General features: G+C 52.4%; 14 protein-coding genes. 8 read left to right on the top strand and 6 right to left on the bottom strand.

Translation table 11 applies throughout. From position 1 onward, the window contains the following. The first annotated feature begins 56 nt into the window (after window positions 1-56). The gene (locus MELB17_RS23410) at window positions 57-722 is read left to right on the top strand and encodes a hypothetical protein (RefSeq protein ID WP_007352338.1); all 666 of its coding nucleotides are present in this window, start codon (window positions 57-59) and stop codon (window positions 720-722) included. A 17-nt stretch (window positions 723-739) separates the two neighbouring features. On the opposite strand, the gene MELB17_RS20870 is transcribed toward MELB17_RS23410, so the two are convergent. From MELB17_RS20870 to MELB17_RS20850, 5 genes are all read right to left on the bottom strand, one after another. Continuing rightward, window positions 740-3,016: a hypothetical protein gene (locus MELB17_RS20870; protein ID WP_007352337.1), complete on the bottom strand. Its 2,277-nt coding sequence runs from the start codon at window positions 3,014-3,016 to the stop codon at window positions 740-742. 188 nt (window positions 3,017-3,204) lie between these two features. Beyond that, window positions 3,205-3,936, bottom strand: a complete 732-nt coding sequence (locus tag MELB17_RS20865) for an HNH endonuclease family protein (RefSeq protein ID WP_007352336.1) — start codon at window positions 3,934-3,936, stop codon at window positions 3,205-3,207. Between the two features lie 5 nt (window positions 3,937-3,941). Continuing rightward, on the bottom strand, window positions 3,942-4,568 hold the full coding sequence (locus MELB17_RS20860) for a hypothetical protein (protein WP_007352335.1): 627 nt from the start codon (window positions 4,566-4,568) through the stop codon (window positions 3,942-3,944). Window positions 4,569-4,647: 79 nt separating this feature from the next. Further along, entirely contained in the window at window positions 4,648-5,532 is an 885-nt protein-coding gene (locus tag MELB17_RS20855) for a 3'-5' exonuclease (protein WP_007352334.1), read from the bottom strand. Between the two features lie 18 nt (window positions 5,533-5,550). Then, window positions 5,551-5,892: a hypothetical protein gene (locus MELB17_RS20850; RefSeq protein ID WP_007352333.1), complete on the bottom strand. Its 342-nt coding sequence runs from the start codon at window positions 5,890-5,892 to the stop codon at window positions 5,551-5,553. A 252-nt stretch (window positions 5,893-6,144) separates the two neighbouring features. On the opposite strand from MELB17_RS20850, the gene MELB17_RS20845 reads away from it, so the two are divergent. From MELB17_RS20845 to MELB17_RS24765, 5 genes are all read left to right on the top strand, one after another. Next, window positions 6,145-7,182, top strand: a complete 1,038-nt coding sequence (locus MELB17_RS20845; RefSeq protein WP_007352332.1) for a phosphoadenosine phosphosulfate reductase family protein — start codon at window positions 6,145-6,147, stop codon at window positions 7,180-7,182. Window positions 7,183-7,552: 370 nt separating this feature from the next. Continuing rightward, window positions 7,553-8,107: a hypothetical protein gene (locus tag MELB17_RS20840; RefSeq protein WP_007352331.1), complete on the top strand. Its 555-nt coding sequence runs from the start codon at window positions 7,553-7,555 to the stop codon at window positions 8,105-8,107. Further along, window positions 8,098-10,284 (top strand): hypothetical protein, encoded by a 2,187-nt coding sequence (locus tag MELB17_RS20835; RefSeq protein WP_036185830.1) that lies wholly within the window; start codon window positions 8,098-8,100, stop codon window positions 10,282-10,284. The genes MELB17_RS20840 and MELB17_RS20835 overlap by 10 nt, the downstream gene beginning before the upstream one ends. A 118-nt stretch (window positions 10,285-10,402) precedes the next feature. Further along, window positions 10,403-10,780 carry a DUF4870 family protein gene (locus MELB17_RS20830; protein ID WP_050774973.1) on the top strand — a complete coding sequence of 126 codons (378 nt, stop codon included), beginning with the start codon at window positions 10,403-10,405 and terminating at the stop codon, window positions 10,778-10,780. Between the two features lie 76 nt (window positions 10,781-10,856). After that, the gene (locus tag MELB17_RS24765) at window positions 10,857-12,119 is read left to right on the top strand and encodes a hypothetical protein (RefSeq protein WP_157133373.1); all 1,263 of its coding nucleotides are present in this window, start codon (window positions 10,857-10,859) and stop codon (window positions 12,117-12,119) included. Here MELB17_RS24765 and MELB17_RS25205 read toward each other — a convergent pair. Next, complete coding sequence (locus MELB17_RS25205; RefSeq protein WP_198136531.1) at window positions 12,116-12,745, bottom strand: VRR-NUC domain-containing protein; 630 nt, start codon at window positions 12,743-12,745, stop codon at window positions 12,116-12,118. The genes MELB17_RS24765 and MELB17_RS25205 overlap by 4 nt on opposite strands. A gap of 118 nt (window positions 12,746-12,863) precedes the next feature. On the opposite strand from MELB17_RS25205, the gene MELB17_RS20815 reads away from it, so the two are divergent. Then, entirely contained in the window at window positions 12,864-13,325 is a 462-nt protein-coding gene (locus MELB17_RS20815) for a hypothetical protein (protein ID WP_007352326.1), read from the top strand. Between the two features lie 157 nt (window positions 13,326-13,482). After that, the coding region (locus MELB17_RS20810) for a hypothetical protein (protein WP_157133372.1) at window positions 13,483-14,278 on the top strand (796 nt) is incomplete at its 3' end.

Raw genomic sequence — 14,278 nt, 5'->3', positions numbered from 1 at the left:
AGTCGTTTCAACCGAGTGAATAGAATCCAATCCGCTCACAGGTTTCTAAACCAGCAATGACCTGGCAACTGCCAGAACACCCGGCAACCGCCACATCGGGACAGATCACCATGACGGCTCAACAGATACAGTCACCACCAATCCCTAAAGATAACGCCTATGCGTCACAACCCATAAGCCTGCGCGTGGTTAAGGGTGCCCTTGTGCCTGTCTCCGATGCCGACACCGAAACGCTGCGCCGATTTCGTTTGCGAGTGGGACAGTTGGTGGTCGCCAGTATTGACCGCCCAAGGCACCCCGAAGGCTTGCGGTTGCTGCACAGCTTTGCTCAGCTTATATCTCAGAATGTAGAAGGGTTTGAACACCACACGGCACATCAGGTGATCAAGAAGCTGCAGGCTCAAAGTGGCGTAGGCTGCACTATGATCAGCACTAGCCTACGGGATTTCTGGCGAACCCTACTGCCGAGCATCAGCGATGCCTTAGCGCCAGGGGCCGTAAATGGTTTCGAGGAAATATCGGATATGGTAAACGCCGGCGCTGGTGACAGGATGATCACCGGCTACCAGCCTAAGTCTTTGTCAGCCGCTACCATGGACGACTCTGAGTTTCAGGAGATCTTCGACGGGCTTTGCCGGTATGTCGCGCTTACGTACTGGCCAAGCATGACGGCAGAGCAGGTTGCAGAGACAGCTAGGCTAATGCCAGACAGCACACCTTAACCCTGCTGGCGCCTGCGTTATTGACCTGGGGCATCAGAACCTGACAGCTCAAGCTCTTCATGGACCATTGCAACCCCATCCGCGGCTTCGGCCCACGTTGTTTGCTGAATGTTTTCAGTCAAGGCATCCTTTTGGATCAGGTCGACCCCTGACAGCTGGACGCTCTGAATCAAGTGACGCTTGATGTCGCCAACATTACACAAACGGAAAACATCATCACGAACCACAAAGCTTTCCGAGCCTGGACGACTCCCATCAGAAATATTAAGGGCATAGCATCCAAGGTCAGCTGCAACTTTTAGTGCGCCTTGCATTGGCTCTAAGTCAGCGTATAAACCGTGGACGAGCATGGCCGCTGCTTCTTTAAACCTTGCAACCTCATCTGGTGTTCGCCGCTGAGCCTGGGGGAATAAAGGCGCTTTTTTGTAGACCAGCCCAGCTGCCAGCATTGAAGGCGTCAATTTTGTTAATTCGTCACGATCGGGATGAGACATCCAGTGGCCAGTATTAACAGACTGTTGATCGTTGAGTACCGAATGAGTAACCCACCCTTTTATCGCGCCATTAGCCAAGCCGACCTCCGGTTGACCTGGGCTCAGGCGTAACACTGCATCTGAAATGCGTTTTGTCCTGTCTGACCTCAATTCACTTTTGATCTCAGCCAGTGTTTCAAATTCGCCTGTTGCCTCGTTAAGCATGGAAATATTTGCTGAAAATCGCTTATCACTCTCGTTATGGCTGTCCGTAACAAAAAGTGCGGGCGGCTGAAAAACGTCCCGAGTGCCGGCGCCTTTCGGAAGCCTGAAAGTTAAAGGCCGGTTCTCCGAACCTTTATGACCGGCGAGCAAAGCTAATTGAATAAGTTTCTGTGCACTATCGCGCAAATACGATGGCGCATAATCAGGAGCCACAACTTGTCGAGAAATGCTGTCAATATCAGCATGAATCTCCGCTAGTTTAATCTCATGAGCTGCCACGCCTAAATCGCCGTTTGATCCTGTAAGATCGCGCCACCGATTAAACAAAGCGCTCACCTGATCCTCGACGTCTTTATCTGCAACCAAAGGCTCCAGCTCAGCCGCTATATTCAGTATGTAACGGACAGCCACCCCAGCGTTCTCATCATGGCTTAAGCAATCGTTTTCCGGACAGCTGATAATCGTATGGCGAGCACCCGGAGCTGTGACCACAAGGTGCTCAGGCAACCGTTTATCAAGCGGCGCTACAATGACAGGTGACCCGGCATCACTTTCGATGACGCAAATTTCGTTACGTCCTTGCTTCGCCAAATTCAACAAAACATTGCGATCGTCCCGTAAGGTTGTATCCAGGTACCGAACTGAAGGATTGACTGGATCAAACTGTGAGGTTGATAACGCCTTTCGCAAGGCTCCAGTAACCAAGCCTGCAGGTAACTGGTCTTGTGTTGAGAACGGAATAAGGTGTGATGTGGATGGGACCCCCAGTGCAGTCAGATCAAATTTCTTATCTATGACGTTTTTCCAATAATCACTGGTCGCAATGCCCTCCTCCGCTGGCAGGTTATACCGAAGCTGATTCTGACCGCTGACTAATACACTGCTCACCCTGGCATGCACAGGCGCAATGGCCTGATCACCCTCCCCGGCCAGTATCGCTTCAAAAACCTGCTTAGCGAACAAGACAGTCTCAGCGACTGATAGCGTTACCCGACTCTCATCTGACTGGTTGCCCGGGAATTGCCCATCAAAGTAGTGTCCAAAGTCATCAAGCAGATCACGGTTTGTCAGCTCATTCGCCTTAGCCCGCACAGTCGACAGATCATTCCCTGGCTGCTCTCTGATAGCAGCTACGTTACGTGCAATTGACGCCCTGCCATCGTCGGTGTCGCGCCAGGACTGAAACTGCACCGGGTCAATGTCAGCGTGACAAACGGCCGCTATTTTATCCGCCAGCTTCTGATGATCGCCCAACACCCCACGTATGGCCCTCCTATCCTCGGTCGATTGGAAGTCTGGAGACTGATAGGAAACCGACTCCATGGACGCCGTCAGGCTGGAAAGCTCTTGAGTAAGGGCATAGCGTTGCTGGCGTATCGATGGGTTTTGAGCAGCCTTGATCTGCTGTACGGTGAGTTGATCCAAATTTTTACTTTCGAATGACACTACTGGATCATCCGGCGCTAACGCCGTCGCATTTAGATAGGAGAGAGAGTTCGCCAGGCCCTGGGTGATCGTACGCCGATCTTGATTGTCTGCCGCGGCGTTTGTCAGCTGCCCCAAATGTTGATCCAGTGACTTCAAATAAACAGGCATAAAAACGCTCCACTCTGAAAAGGCAGCATGCCCATTGCGGGCAAGAATATGGAACTAATATACCCAATACGAAAACCCATGGCACGAATCGCCATGCAGCCTGTTCACTTTGGTTGACAGATGAGATTGTAGCCGTGGAACGTTAACAGACGATTGGGATCAATAGGCCTTTGGTTGCAGATACCGGTTCAACTACGGCAGATCTCCAGAAACGTTTTAATCCACTTCGTTTCGGCCGGCCTCGGTTCAAGTTGATATATTTTTACGATGCGATAAAAACGGGCCACATAGCCGCACTGGCCTGCAGGTGGCAACCACTGGTCAGGGCCTCTATCACCTTTCGAACGATTCAAACCCAACTCCACCGGCCACAAATTCACAGGATCGTTGGCGAAAATCTCCCGACGTTCTGGTGTCCACTCCCGTGCACCGCGAGTCCAGCTCCAGGACAAGGGCAAAACGTGATCAATATCAATATCGGAGGCATTTTGAATGACTTTGCCTGTGAATGGGCTGACCCAGCGTCCGGAAACAACCCGGCAGCGTTTTGCAGAGGCAAATCGCACTGGCGTTGCGGAGGTGGCAATCAACGCTTCGGCGCGGCTATTTTGACAGTCTCCGTCCGAATCGTCCCAGCCGTGACCGTACGCAGAGCGATCGTACGCTCCGTCCTCTACAGATGCCGGTGTTACTGGCGATGAAGTAACGCCTTTTGGAAGCCGGCCGCCCGCGGCCAGGCAACCCTGCAAAGAATCAAAGGCCGTGAAATTCACAGTACGATCGTACCAAGCGCTGTGTGACGGATGACAAAGCCCACTACTGGAGCGCTTTACAAGCTCTGCCTGGACAGGCCCGGCCAAGAAGAAGGCAAGGCATACGCCCATCGCAACGCGAGGCACAGTGACTTGGTAAGCGGTCATGGGCCCTACTCCGGCTTTAGGGTTAGCTCGAAATCGCCAATGTGTTCACCGACAACATCGTACACTACTCGAATATTCATAAAGGGCACCTTTGACAAAGTGCTTATCTGCGGGTCTTGCACAAGCGCTGCTCGCAAACCAGACAGCAATGCAGCGTTACCCTCACCCACTGAGTAGTATTCTTGTAAAAACGCCAGGGGAAGATTGGCCCCATTTGCCTGGGCCATATTGTTCACCATCCCCAAAAATACCGTCTCGTCCAGCGTGTAGTCGAATCGAAACTCGCATAAGCCATGGGTGATTTCTACCTTCACACTCTCAAGCGTGGTGGTTGGATCAACCTCAAGAGGAAGCTGACTGGCGAGCTCTTTCCCGCCCGCAGCAACCATATCGCAGAAGGCCAGCTTGTCATCGTCCGTAAACTCCGAAAATTCTTTCCCAAACTCGAACGCTAGTGCCTCCACGGTTGGCTCCGCCATGTACTGGCGCCTGAGCTCTTCGTCGCTGAGATCAGTCTCAGTGGCGGTCCCAGCTGCGGATTCCGATTCCTGTTCGGCGCCCAATACAATAGCTGGGCTCGAAATAGCCGCGGCAAACGTCAACCACGCGATATGTCTGACCAATAAATTCATGAAATACTCCTGATTATGCGAAGACGACCATGATAACAACCCCCGGGCGCCCAGAGGCTTTTTTGGAACAAATAGCGGGTCAGAGAAAGCGGGTTCGGCTGTCGAGCGGAGCAATGTCAGAGCGGGTGTCACCGTGATGATACAGAGCTGCTAAAAACGCCTTTTCTTCGGGAAGATTTGCCTCTTCAATCACCGTGCGCCAAACCTTTCCATACTTGTCTGGGTTCCAGCGGTAACCGCGGCCGGAGAGCGAGTCCTTCACATCGAATGGGGCGCCTACGGCTTTGATTGCATACTGTTTGGCCTGCTCGCTAAGAACGATCTGCTTTGTTGCCTCTGGACAGCAATGCATCAGCCAGGCAACCGCCAGACAATCCACCTCGGCCCGATGACCCGTGTAGAAATAGCCACTTTTCAGCAACAGATATTCCAGCTTCGAGCTCTCAAACCCAAGGGCCCGCCAGCTCACACCCTGAAATGAACAGGCCCATCGGCGACCGGCGTGCTGAGGTAGCCTTTTTTCGAAGAAGCCGCGATCGAATGACGAATTGTGAGCGAGGATAATCCCGTCGCCGGCCAGTGCCTGAGCCAGCGCTCCTTCATCCAGGCGCCGCCCGGCCACCATGTCATCCGTTATGCCGGTTATTTCGGTGATCACGGCCGGTATTGGGATTCCGGGATCTTCATACTGATCCAGCATGGACACGATTTCAGTCAGCTGGCCCGTCGACGGACTAACCCGCACCTTCACCAAGCCAAGCTCAATGATCTTGTCATTTGCTGCGCTTAAGCCCGTGGTCTCTAAATCAAGAATACTGATCTCGATCTCGTCACCAACATCTTTGGCAATCTTTATCGGAAACTGAACGCCCGGCTGAGTAACGGGGATCAGTTCGAGCAGTCGGAATTTGCCAGGAGCGCTTTGGATATCCGCCAACCGGTCTAGAGGGAATGCGTTATTCATATGCGACGCTCTCCGAGGCTATACGCGCTTAATGGGGCGAAGTGGCGCCTGGGCCAACTTGCCCTGGTCGCTGAAGGTAAAGCCGGCCAGGTCAAAACCCTGCCGATGGAGCAGAACCAGCATCTGGATAGTCAGTGCATCCATCATGGTGGTACGGCGGTGCGACGGCAGCTCGGGATCGCGCAGCTTGCGGTCCAGCTCGGATCGGGTCTGGGTGTGGCCCAGTCCGAACAAAAATCCAATCTGCATGGGTGAATAGCTGTCGGCCAACTCGTTGTACGCGTCCATGAACACCTTGCGGCGGTCATCGGCGGTCGGCTTTGCGTTGCGTTGCTGGGCAGTTGATTTTGAGTCGGTCATGTCGGTCATCCTGGTTTCTGTTAGCTGGCGGCCCGCCTGGGCTGCTCGATGAACAAATCATAGGCCATTGGCATACTGAAACCAAATATAATCTGAAAAGGCACTAAAAATTAATCGAAAAAAAGTTAAAGAAACCCGCAGTTTAAGATGTGCTAGGGTTGCTTATTATAGGCCATTGGCCTATAATTTAGTTATTGAGTAAGAGGGGGAAACACCCTCAAAACAGGCAATTGCCGACCCAGGAGAAAGACCATGCAGACCCTGCAAGAGAACCAGATTAACCTCTTTAATCTTGATGATGCACCAGACCCTCGCGATCGTTACGGCAGCCCGGACCTGGCCAGTTACGGCACTGTGATTGTGTTTTTTTCTGCGGGCAAAGACTCAATCGCCTGCGTGCTGCACCTACTTGAAATGGGCGTGCCAGCGAGCAAAATAGAATTACACCACCACGAAGTCGACGGCAGAACCAGCGACCTGTTCGATTGGCCAGTTACGAGCGCCTACACACGGGCATTCGCAAAAGCCCTTGGGCTCAAACTGTTCTTCAGTTTTAAAGAAGGTGGCCTCGAAGGGGAGATGCTTCGCGAGAACGCCCTAACCAAGCCCGCCTGGATCGAAACCCCAGATGGCCTGATCAAGAGTGGCGGCACCACGGGCAAGCTCAGCACTCGGCGCAAGTTTCCGGCAGTCACCGCCGCGTTGGGCAGCAGATGGTGCAGTTCGTATGGGAAAATCGATATTGGCTGCAAGGTTATCACCAGCCAAACCCGCTTCTGCAACTCCCGAACCCTTGTTTTAACAGGAGAAAGAGCGCAAGAATCAAAAAATCGTGCCAAATATCTGTCGTTCGAGCCACACCGTACCGATCGTCGCGCCGGCCGCCTAGGTCGTCATGTAGACCACTGGCGCCCGGTTCACGCGTGGGATGAGAAGCAAGTCTGGGAGATCATGGAACGGCACAGTGTCCGGGCTCACCCCGCCTATGAACTGGGCTTTGGTCGCTGCAGCTGCCAGTTTTGCATCTTCGGGTCCGCCAGCCAGTGGGCCACCGTGCGCCAGATCGACCCGGTACGCTTTCAGCGCATCGCAGACTACGAAACCGAGTTCGCCTACACCATTCGCAACGGCATCAACGTCAACGAACTGGCTGACAAGGGGACGCCCTACCCCGCCGCAACGCCCGAGCGTGCCGCCGTGGCCCTGAGCCGGGAATACAACCTGCCCATCATCATGGACACCTGGGAGATGCCAGCCGGCGCCTTCGGTGAGAGTGACGGTCCCACTTAGGACTGGGCCCACCCGGGCCAAACCCAAGATTCCGCCTAAGCCTCGCCCTGAGGCTTTTTTCTTGGCGGAAGGCGCGAGCCGACCGCCCTCATGAGGAAAGGGCAACGCCCGATCCGACATAGAAGCAAGGGCTGAAAGCCCGCCCAGCGCGAAGCGATGAATTGCACATCGATCGGTCACCTCCCCTGCCCCAATCCATACCACGCTCCGAAAAACCGCCCTTCCCTTTAAAAGAAGTCTCTGCAGTGAAAAAGCGGTTAAAACCCGTAAAAATGACAACCAAAGTGGACAACCTAACTCCGCATACCTTTCGCTGCAGACCGTTTGATATACGATAACGTCACATAACCCACTATGGAGCATAACCGTCATGAGCGAATCAGCCGCGGCTTACAAAGATTCAGCCCTTAAGTACCACACGTTACATAACCTAGTGGCTGACAACCCTGTGACTCGCATGACGGTTGAGGCAAACGAATCTCTGTACGCGCTTGAATGCATGTGTTTCGACATAAGTGAGAAGCTTTCGGGCATTGCGGCAGACGCTGTAGTCCCTGTAATCGCACGGATGGTCGACGACCGGCTGTGGCGCAAGACAGCCTCGGGGTTAGGCAAAGCCGATGACACTCTTTCTGATAGTCGGTTCCCCGTTAATCAACCCGATATGCCGGTCAGTGTTGCAGCGCTACGGTGCGCACTGATTGGACACATTCCGCGGGACAGTGAACTGGCCGCATTGCGTGAATGCATAGAGATTTTGGTGGCAGCAGCTTACAAGCGGCCAGTTGACCGCACTCTGTTTTCAGAGGAAAGCCTGGCATCGGCTACCTGGGAGCAAGAGAGTGCCTATCAGAACTTTGAAAACGCTCGGCAAGCGGTACGCCGGAAGAAAGGCTCAACGTTGGGGAAAATCACATGCCAGTAAATCTGAGAACGCTAGACCGTCATAGCGAAGAGATCCGAGGGTTGGAGAAGGCGCCCGTTGCGACAAAACTAGCGCGGCAGCTTAAAAAGACTTTGGATTTTGTTAAAAACACAGCTTTAAGATTTGAGCCTGAAACAACGGCGCTCAAAACTCAAACATTGAGCGAGTTTGAAACCGTAGGTCAAGAGCGGCCAGCCTCTACTCGCGCAATACGCCACCGCCTAATGGAATCGCTGAATGATCGCATTGCTCAGGTAGAGAACATGGGCCCATCAGACGCTACCGCGCTGGCAAAGATTCACACCGAACATCAAGGCTTGGCGCACCTGGCCACTTTGATTGCCAGCCAAGACGTGAGCCCCTGCCGAACAGAAGCGTTCATTGCAACGGACCGGGGGCAAAAGGCTCTTCAGCAATTAGCCACCGAAGCACGACGGGTTCACCCAGATAACCAAAAAAGTTTCCGGTTAGCCTTGGCTAAAAGCATGGCGGGCGCCCTGGCTGAGAATTTGTACGAACACCTGGAAGAGCAATTTCCACCCAGGGGCTCCAAGGTTCAGGTAATGCACCCCGCCGATCGGGACATTCTGACGTTAGGTAAAGACTTAATGGCTGTCATTCGGCATCAGGGCCGGCCGGTAGCAGCTGGCATCGTGGAGTACCTGGAGGCCGGAATCGATGATGACCAGTTCGAACTCGGCGACCAGTATCTGACAGAGACGTTCTGGAATACCGCAATCGCCCAAGGCTTTGATAAATCTTTGGACTCATTTAGCGAACTCACAGCCAGCGTCCGTTTGCAGGATCAGATTTCCGCCACTGATGCATTGAAACTAATCACAGATCAGATGCCAGCACTCTTTGATAAAACTGAGTTAATGCGTAACCCGAGCGTCACGTTCATTGAGTCGGATACGAAAAATCAAATGGCCGCATTGAAGCGTCTCGGGCATTCGGGTGAGAACACGACGCTGGTGGTACCGGACGAAAACGGGCAACCCATTGCTATTACACCCAAGTCATCCGAAATGCCGGATACCTGGATGGCTGGAGCCCCAGGGAAACGACTGCAGGTGATCAAAGTATCGCCGGACATGGATGCCTTCGAACGTTTACATATCGCTCAGGAAGCCATCAATGACAGCGCTGCTCTAAAGTCTGTCTCGGATTTCCCGAACGCTGTAAAACAGCTGTATCAACAATGGCGCGACCTGCCTACAAACGACAAAGGCACTTTGAGAGCCGGGCTTGACGACATTCAGTATTCGATCCGACAGCTAACCGCAACTCAGGCCCCGCCCGGGTTTGGCGATCGCTTGGAAGGTCAACCTCTTCGCGATCTGGTTACGCTGAGCTTATTAGCCAGCACCGGTGCATCGGATAGAACCCCCCTGCCGTTTTCGTTGCCGCGCGACATTGCCACCATACCCTCGAGTCAGCCACCCGCTGCCGAGGTCTGCATCTCAGAAACGGAGAGTGGTATTTATAAGGTTGACTGGCGCTCTGTGATGCCAAGCGGGGAAATAGCGGATGAGTCATATCGGAGATTACGCGATATACCTAGCGGACAGGTCCCCCAGGAAATCGACCGAATATCGGCTGAACACAATGAAAGCTTTGGCTTAACCCAGCCAAACATCCCAGGACTCGCCACGTACGACACAGGATTGAGCGGTAAATCCCAGTTTGTTGGACACTGGCTCAGCGATCAGGAGAAAGAGCAATTGACTCAGCATACGCCGGCAAAACTCATGTACCGGGATGCACGGGGAGAAGCTTACTTTCGCCCTGACGACAGCTTTGCCCGGTCACCCGAGGATGCGGCAACCCGGAGCTTCGCAATCGTAGAGATGGTGCATGGTGGGTCAATTACCGAAGAGCAGACCTCTATGATGATGGAATTCGCTGAATTCGATGGTGATTACCTACTGGATGCGTCTGGTGAAGATATGGTGGGCGCTCCAAAGTTTCGGATTGACCCAATCCTCTGCGCCACTGCCAGCGATATCGATATGAAAACAGTTATCGTGCAAAAGATTGCGCTGTCAGACGCATCAACCTTGAACGCCGCGGTCATGATAAACCGCGTAAATCGTACGCCGTGGGGCTTAGCGCACAACCAAGTTCAGGACCTAATGTCGGGTAATTTTGACGATACGGCGGCCCCATCGCCATAATGCACGGTAATAAAAAGATAGGGAACTTATTACACTAGATTAAGGTATCCTATGCTACGGTAAACGTGCCGTTGTATATTACACAAAACCAACCATTACTCAGGTTCAGGAAAATCCAATGACAAGTACGACCCCCGAAACGCCGTACACAGCATCACAGACAGATCCAACTGACTCGTCTGCCATGAGCAGTTCGGAGAAAAAGACGATCCAGCTCGTGTACTTCCTGCAAGCCTTGGGTTTTGTTTTTGGACTGACGTTTATTGCCGCTGCCATCATCAACTACGTCAAGCGCGCTGACATGACATCTTATTTAGCAAAATCGCACATGTCGTTTCAATTACGAACCTTTTGGTGGAGCGTGATTTGGACAACCCTAAGCATGGCTCTGTCGCTGGTCATCATTGGCTATTTCACGCTGATTGCCGCTGTTTGCTGGACGCTGTACAGGGTGATTAAGGGTTTCATTCGTCTGAACGACAACAAACCGATCTAAAGCACCGCACATGTATATGTGACCGCTGAAAATGGAGTTACGGCGGTCACTCCTTAGCACGTTTAAGGTGACCTGAATGCTGAGCTTACTCCAATCGCAGATAGATGATTTAAAAGCCGAGCGGAATCCATCGCTACCCGCGCGCGCCCTATCAAGAGTGCCAACGCCACGTGTCGATCAACTTGCGCATCAGGTTGCCCGAGCGGTTGACGACCAGGATATTGAGGCGCTAGGCGATGCAGTCTCTCAGTTAAGTCAGGCACCCCTACCTTCTACCTTGTTTCACTTCATTAGCCACAACGCCAAGCCGGCAAGCGCTGAGAGCAGCCTGAGATCTGCTATCCACACGTGCCTGGTCAATGACCATTGCGCGTATCTTAGAGTGCTCGTGACCATTGATATGATGGCCAGAACATTGATGCAGCAACGCCACGCCTATTCATCCATAGCGCGTGCTGGCTCGGATACAGAGGAATATGTGCTGACTGGCCTAAAATTTAGACCATGTATACCGGCAGTAACAAGGGTGCGCTGCAAAAGCGTTTTGGATTGCTACTCGATGGCTGACGTCTCAGACCACCGGTATATTGGCAACCTGTGTTATGAAGCTCGCGCTATCATTCAATCTATTGGGGGCAGCCCCACTACCGCGGATGAAACTGTGGCCCTTCGCAAAGCCACCCAAATGTTACTTGTGATGGGCTTCGATACGTCAATGAGTCGAGTAGTGCTGGCGGACGGCAATGAAACCATCACCAATCTGATCGCAAAAACGTGTATTCAGCCACTTGGCAACAAGGTTGTAGGGCGAGTACGGGATTCATTGCAGGCTGACGGCAAATGGCTCAGCGTCGATATGGTCCCAGAGTGGCTATATGAGCCTACTACCCCAGCGGCTTACGAATCGTATCTTTCAGATCACGAAGTCAGCTATCTGGGTGACGAACATCTTGGTCGTCTGTTAGCGGAACGTCTACACACGAAAATACCAAGTAATGCTCAGCACCTAATACAAGCCTCTTCGGCCCGGGAAAAACAGCGCGCGTTTGCTGAATTGTTTTTGTTTCGCTCACACCAAGAAGTGAAGATTTTGAAGACCGCGCACGTTATCTATACCCAAGATGGTGTGATTAAGGCGATTACAGAGTGCGATGATATGGCCTGTATGGCCGAATCTGAAGGCTACATTGTTGAGGCGAACGCCAGTCTGGCAGAGGTTTTAGAAACAGTGAACCAGAATGATTGGTCCGTATACTGCGACGAAACACGTAGATTGCTTGAGTTGGCCGCCTCTGACGTTGCCACGAAATGCGGAGAAACAGATTTCACCCTATCTTAATCCAGTTGCTCAAGGGCAGTTATTCGGGTGGGGGAAAGGGCCATGTAATCTATGAGCACTGACATCGCTTCATCAATGCCCAGGCAAATCACTGCCTTGTACCCCTGCTCAGCCATGAGATCAACCCACTCTTTTTGTGATTCAGTGACGGCCGCGTTATTTGGCGCCGCCGCCTTGAATTCAATCCAAAGCCCAATGTAACCACCGCGGGCAACTGGTAACAGCAAGTCGCTCACACCGGCGCGGACACCCTGGCGCTTTAAGCGGTACCCCTCAAACTTGTTGCTGCGCGAACCACCGTTGGGAATATGTATCAGCAATTGCCCGACAACAGGAAAACGCATGCGGAACTCATCAATAACGACGGTCTGCTCTTCGCCTTCAATTTCTCCCTTTGCACGCTTTTTAGGTTTCGATGACGCCGCTAAGTCTGCCAGAACATCACTCTGAGACAGCTTGGTAACATTGCCTTCTGCCACTTTCGAGCTGGCGGACTTTGGCTCGGCGCGTCCCTTACCGGCGACCGGTAGCTTCTGCAGTGCGGCATCCAGCTGTGCCGCGATCGCTGACGAGACATTTTTAGCTCGCCTAAGCTGGTCCACATCGGAGATACTACCTATACGCACAAAAAATCCTTTTCAATAAGGCGGGCCGTAATATAACCTACCATAACAATGTAACACACAGCTTCATTGTAAATTGCCTATCCAGGCGATATATCGCAACTGCGAAACCGGAGAAAACATGAAAACATCGACGCTCATTAAAGCGAAACTGTTACTCGTCACAGCAACACTGTCATTACCTGTTAGCGGATATTCAGCCGGCGCTGCCTCGCAATTCCTAATAAAAGGCGAAGGCGTTGTCAGCTACGTTATCGATGGCGACACCATGAACATCGTGCCGAACAACCCTTACCACTGGGACGCCCTGAAATCCAAAGCTGAGGAGGCTCAGGCCCGCTATCAGCGCGACCTAAATATTGAGCGAAACTTCGATAGAGTCAGAGGCACATTTCGCACTCGGATAGGCTCGATCAACACTGCAGAGTCCGTACACAGAAATAAATCATTAAACACCTCCGCAGGTAAAGACGCTTCCGATTACGCGCGTACCCTTTATTTCGCGGAAGCTGGTTACGTTTGTGTGCTGGGACATTGGTTACTATGGGCGACCAATTTGCTCAGTAGGTACACAAAATTTTGATTTTGGCCTGATCATGATTGAGTCCGGATACTCAAAATACATCACTAAATATAACAAGCACCCATTCTGGCACGACCAATACCAGAACGCAGATCGCAACAACCGTTGACGCTGGCGCCTCGTAAACTTATATTCCATTCAGCTGGGTATTATCCTGGTGTACAGGCAGACGCCAAACCTGAGATCGTTACTCAAAGGAATCACGACAATGACAACTGAGCGAAAAAGAATGACGCTTGGCAGTCGCAGCCCCAACAAGCAGCGCCAAAATCAGCTCCTTAGTAGCCATGAAAGCGGCAATACGACGGTACGCGTTGCCCTCGGCCCATCGATAGAAGATCAGCTAACGGAATTGCTCAGCCACCAGGAGCGTGAAGGTGACGCCCCTGCCGCGCGCCTGAAAAGCACAGACGCAACGTTTAACGCATCTGGTGAGCGAGTCATTCTCATTAGACGAAACCCTTTTGCAGAGAAGTCAGAATATGAGCCCGCCGCCACTGCCGCAGGCGCTAAAGCTCTCAAGCAATGGGTTAATGCTGGTCTTTCAGAACTTTATCCAAATGATCATCGGGTATTTTCGGAGCGGGACTTGATTAGAACCGTCAACGAAGCGGCCCGACAGGATAAAAATGAATCGAGAAATGCCTGGTCACGATACACAGATGCCAACACCACGTTCATTGAAGAAATTGTTCACGTTTTCGACGAGCAGAGCCGGGTGTACCGTAAAGCGCAGTGGACGATCACCAATAAAGCCCGTGAAGTGAACATGCTTCACGAGGCTGCTGCAATGAACCGCCTTGCCCACATAACGTACCTGATCAAAGATCAGTACATCATCACTCCGGATGGCATTAAGAGTGCCAGGGCTGCCCAGATGCTTGCGCTGATAGATAGCCTGCCAATTAACCAAACTCGATGGGTTGACGCAGACCTCAGAATCGAGCTTGCCG

The organism is Marinobacter sp. ELB17 (assembly GCF_000169375.1).
Classification (GTDB): Bacteria; Pseudomonadota; Gammaproteobacteria; order Pseudomonadales; family Oleiphilaceae; genus Marinobacter.
This window is presented reverse-complemented; position numbering and strand designations above follow the sequence as displayed.

Coding starts and splice junctions, on each gene's coding strand:
- MELB17_RS20835 (WP_036185830.1), top strand. CDS start 8,098: ATGCCAGTAAATCTGAGAACGCTAGACCGTCATAGCGAAGAGATCCGA.
- MELB17_RS20845 (WP_007352332.1), top strand. CDS start 6,145: ATGCAGACCCTGCAAGAGAACCAGATTAACCTCTTTAATCTTGATGAT.
- MELB17_RS23410 (WP_007352338.1), top strand. CDS start 57: ATGACCTGGCAACTGCCAGAACACCCGGCAACCGCCACATCGGGACAG.
- MELB17_RS20830 (WP_050774973.1), top strand. CDS start 10,403: ATGACAAGTACGACCCCCGAAACGCCGTACACAGCATCACAGACAGAT.
- MELB17_RS20870 (WP_007352337.1), bottom strand. CDS start 3,016: ATGCCTGTTTATTTGAAGTCACTGGATCAACATTTGGGGCAGCTGACA.
- MELB17_RS20865 (WP_007352336.1), bottom strand. CDS start 3,936: ATGACCGCTTACCAAGTCACTGTGCCTCGCGTTGCGATGGGCGTATGC.
- MELB17_RS24765 (WP_157133373.1), top strand. CDS start 10,857: ATGCTGAGCTTACTCCAATCGCAGATAGATGATTTAAAAGCCGAGCGG.
- MELB17_RS20860 (WP_007352335.1), bottom strand. CDS start 4,568: ATGAATTTATTGGTCAGACATATCGCGTGGTTGACGTTTGCCGCGGCT.
- MELB17_RS20855 (WP_007352334.1), bottom strand. CDS start 5,532: ATGAATAACGCATTCCCTCTAGACCGGTTGGCGGATATCCAAAGCGCT.
- MELB17_RS20815 (WP_007352326.1), top strand. CDS start 12,864: ATGAAAACATCGACGCTCATTAAAGCGAAACTGTTACTCGTCACAGCA.
- MELB17_RS20840 (WP_007352331.1), top strand. CDS start 7,553: ATGAGCGAATCAGCCGCGGCTTACAAAGATTCAGCCCTTAAGTACCAC.
- MELB17_RS20850 (WP_007352333.1), bottom strand. CDS start 5,892: ATGACCGACTCAAAATCAACTGCCCAGCAACGCAACGCAAAGCCGACC.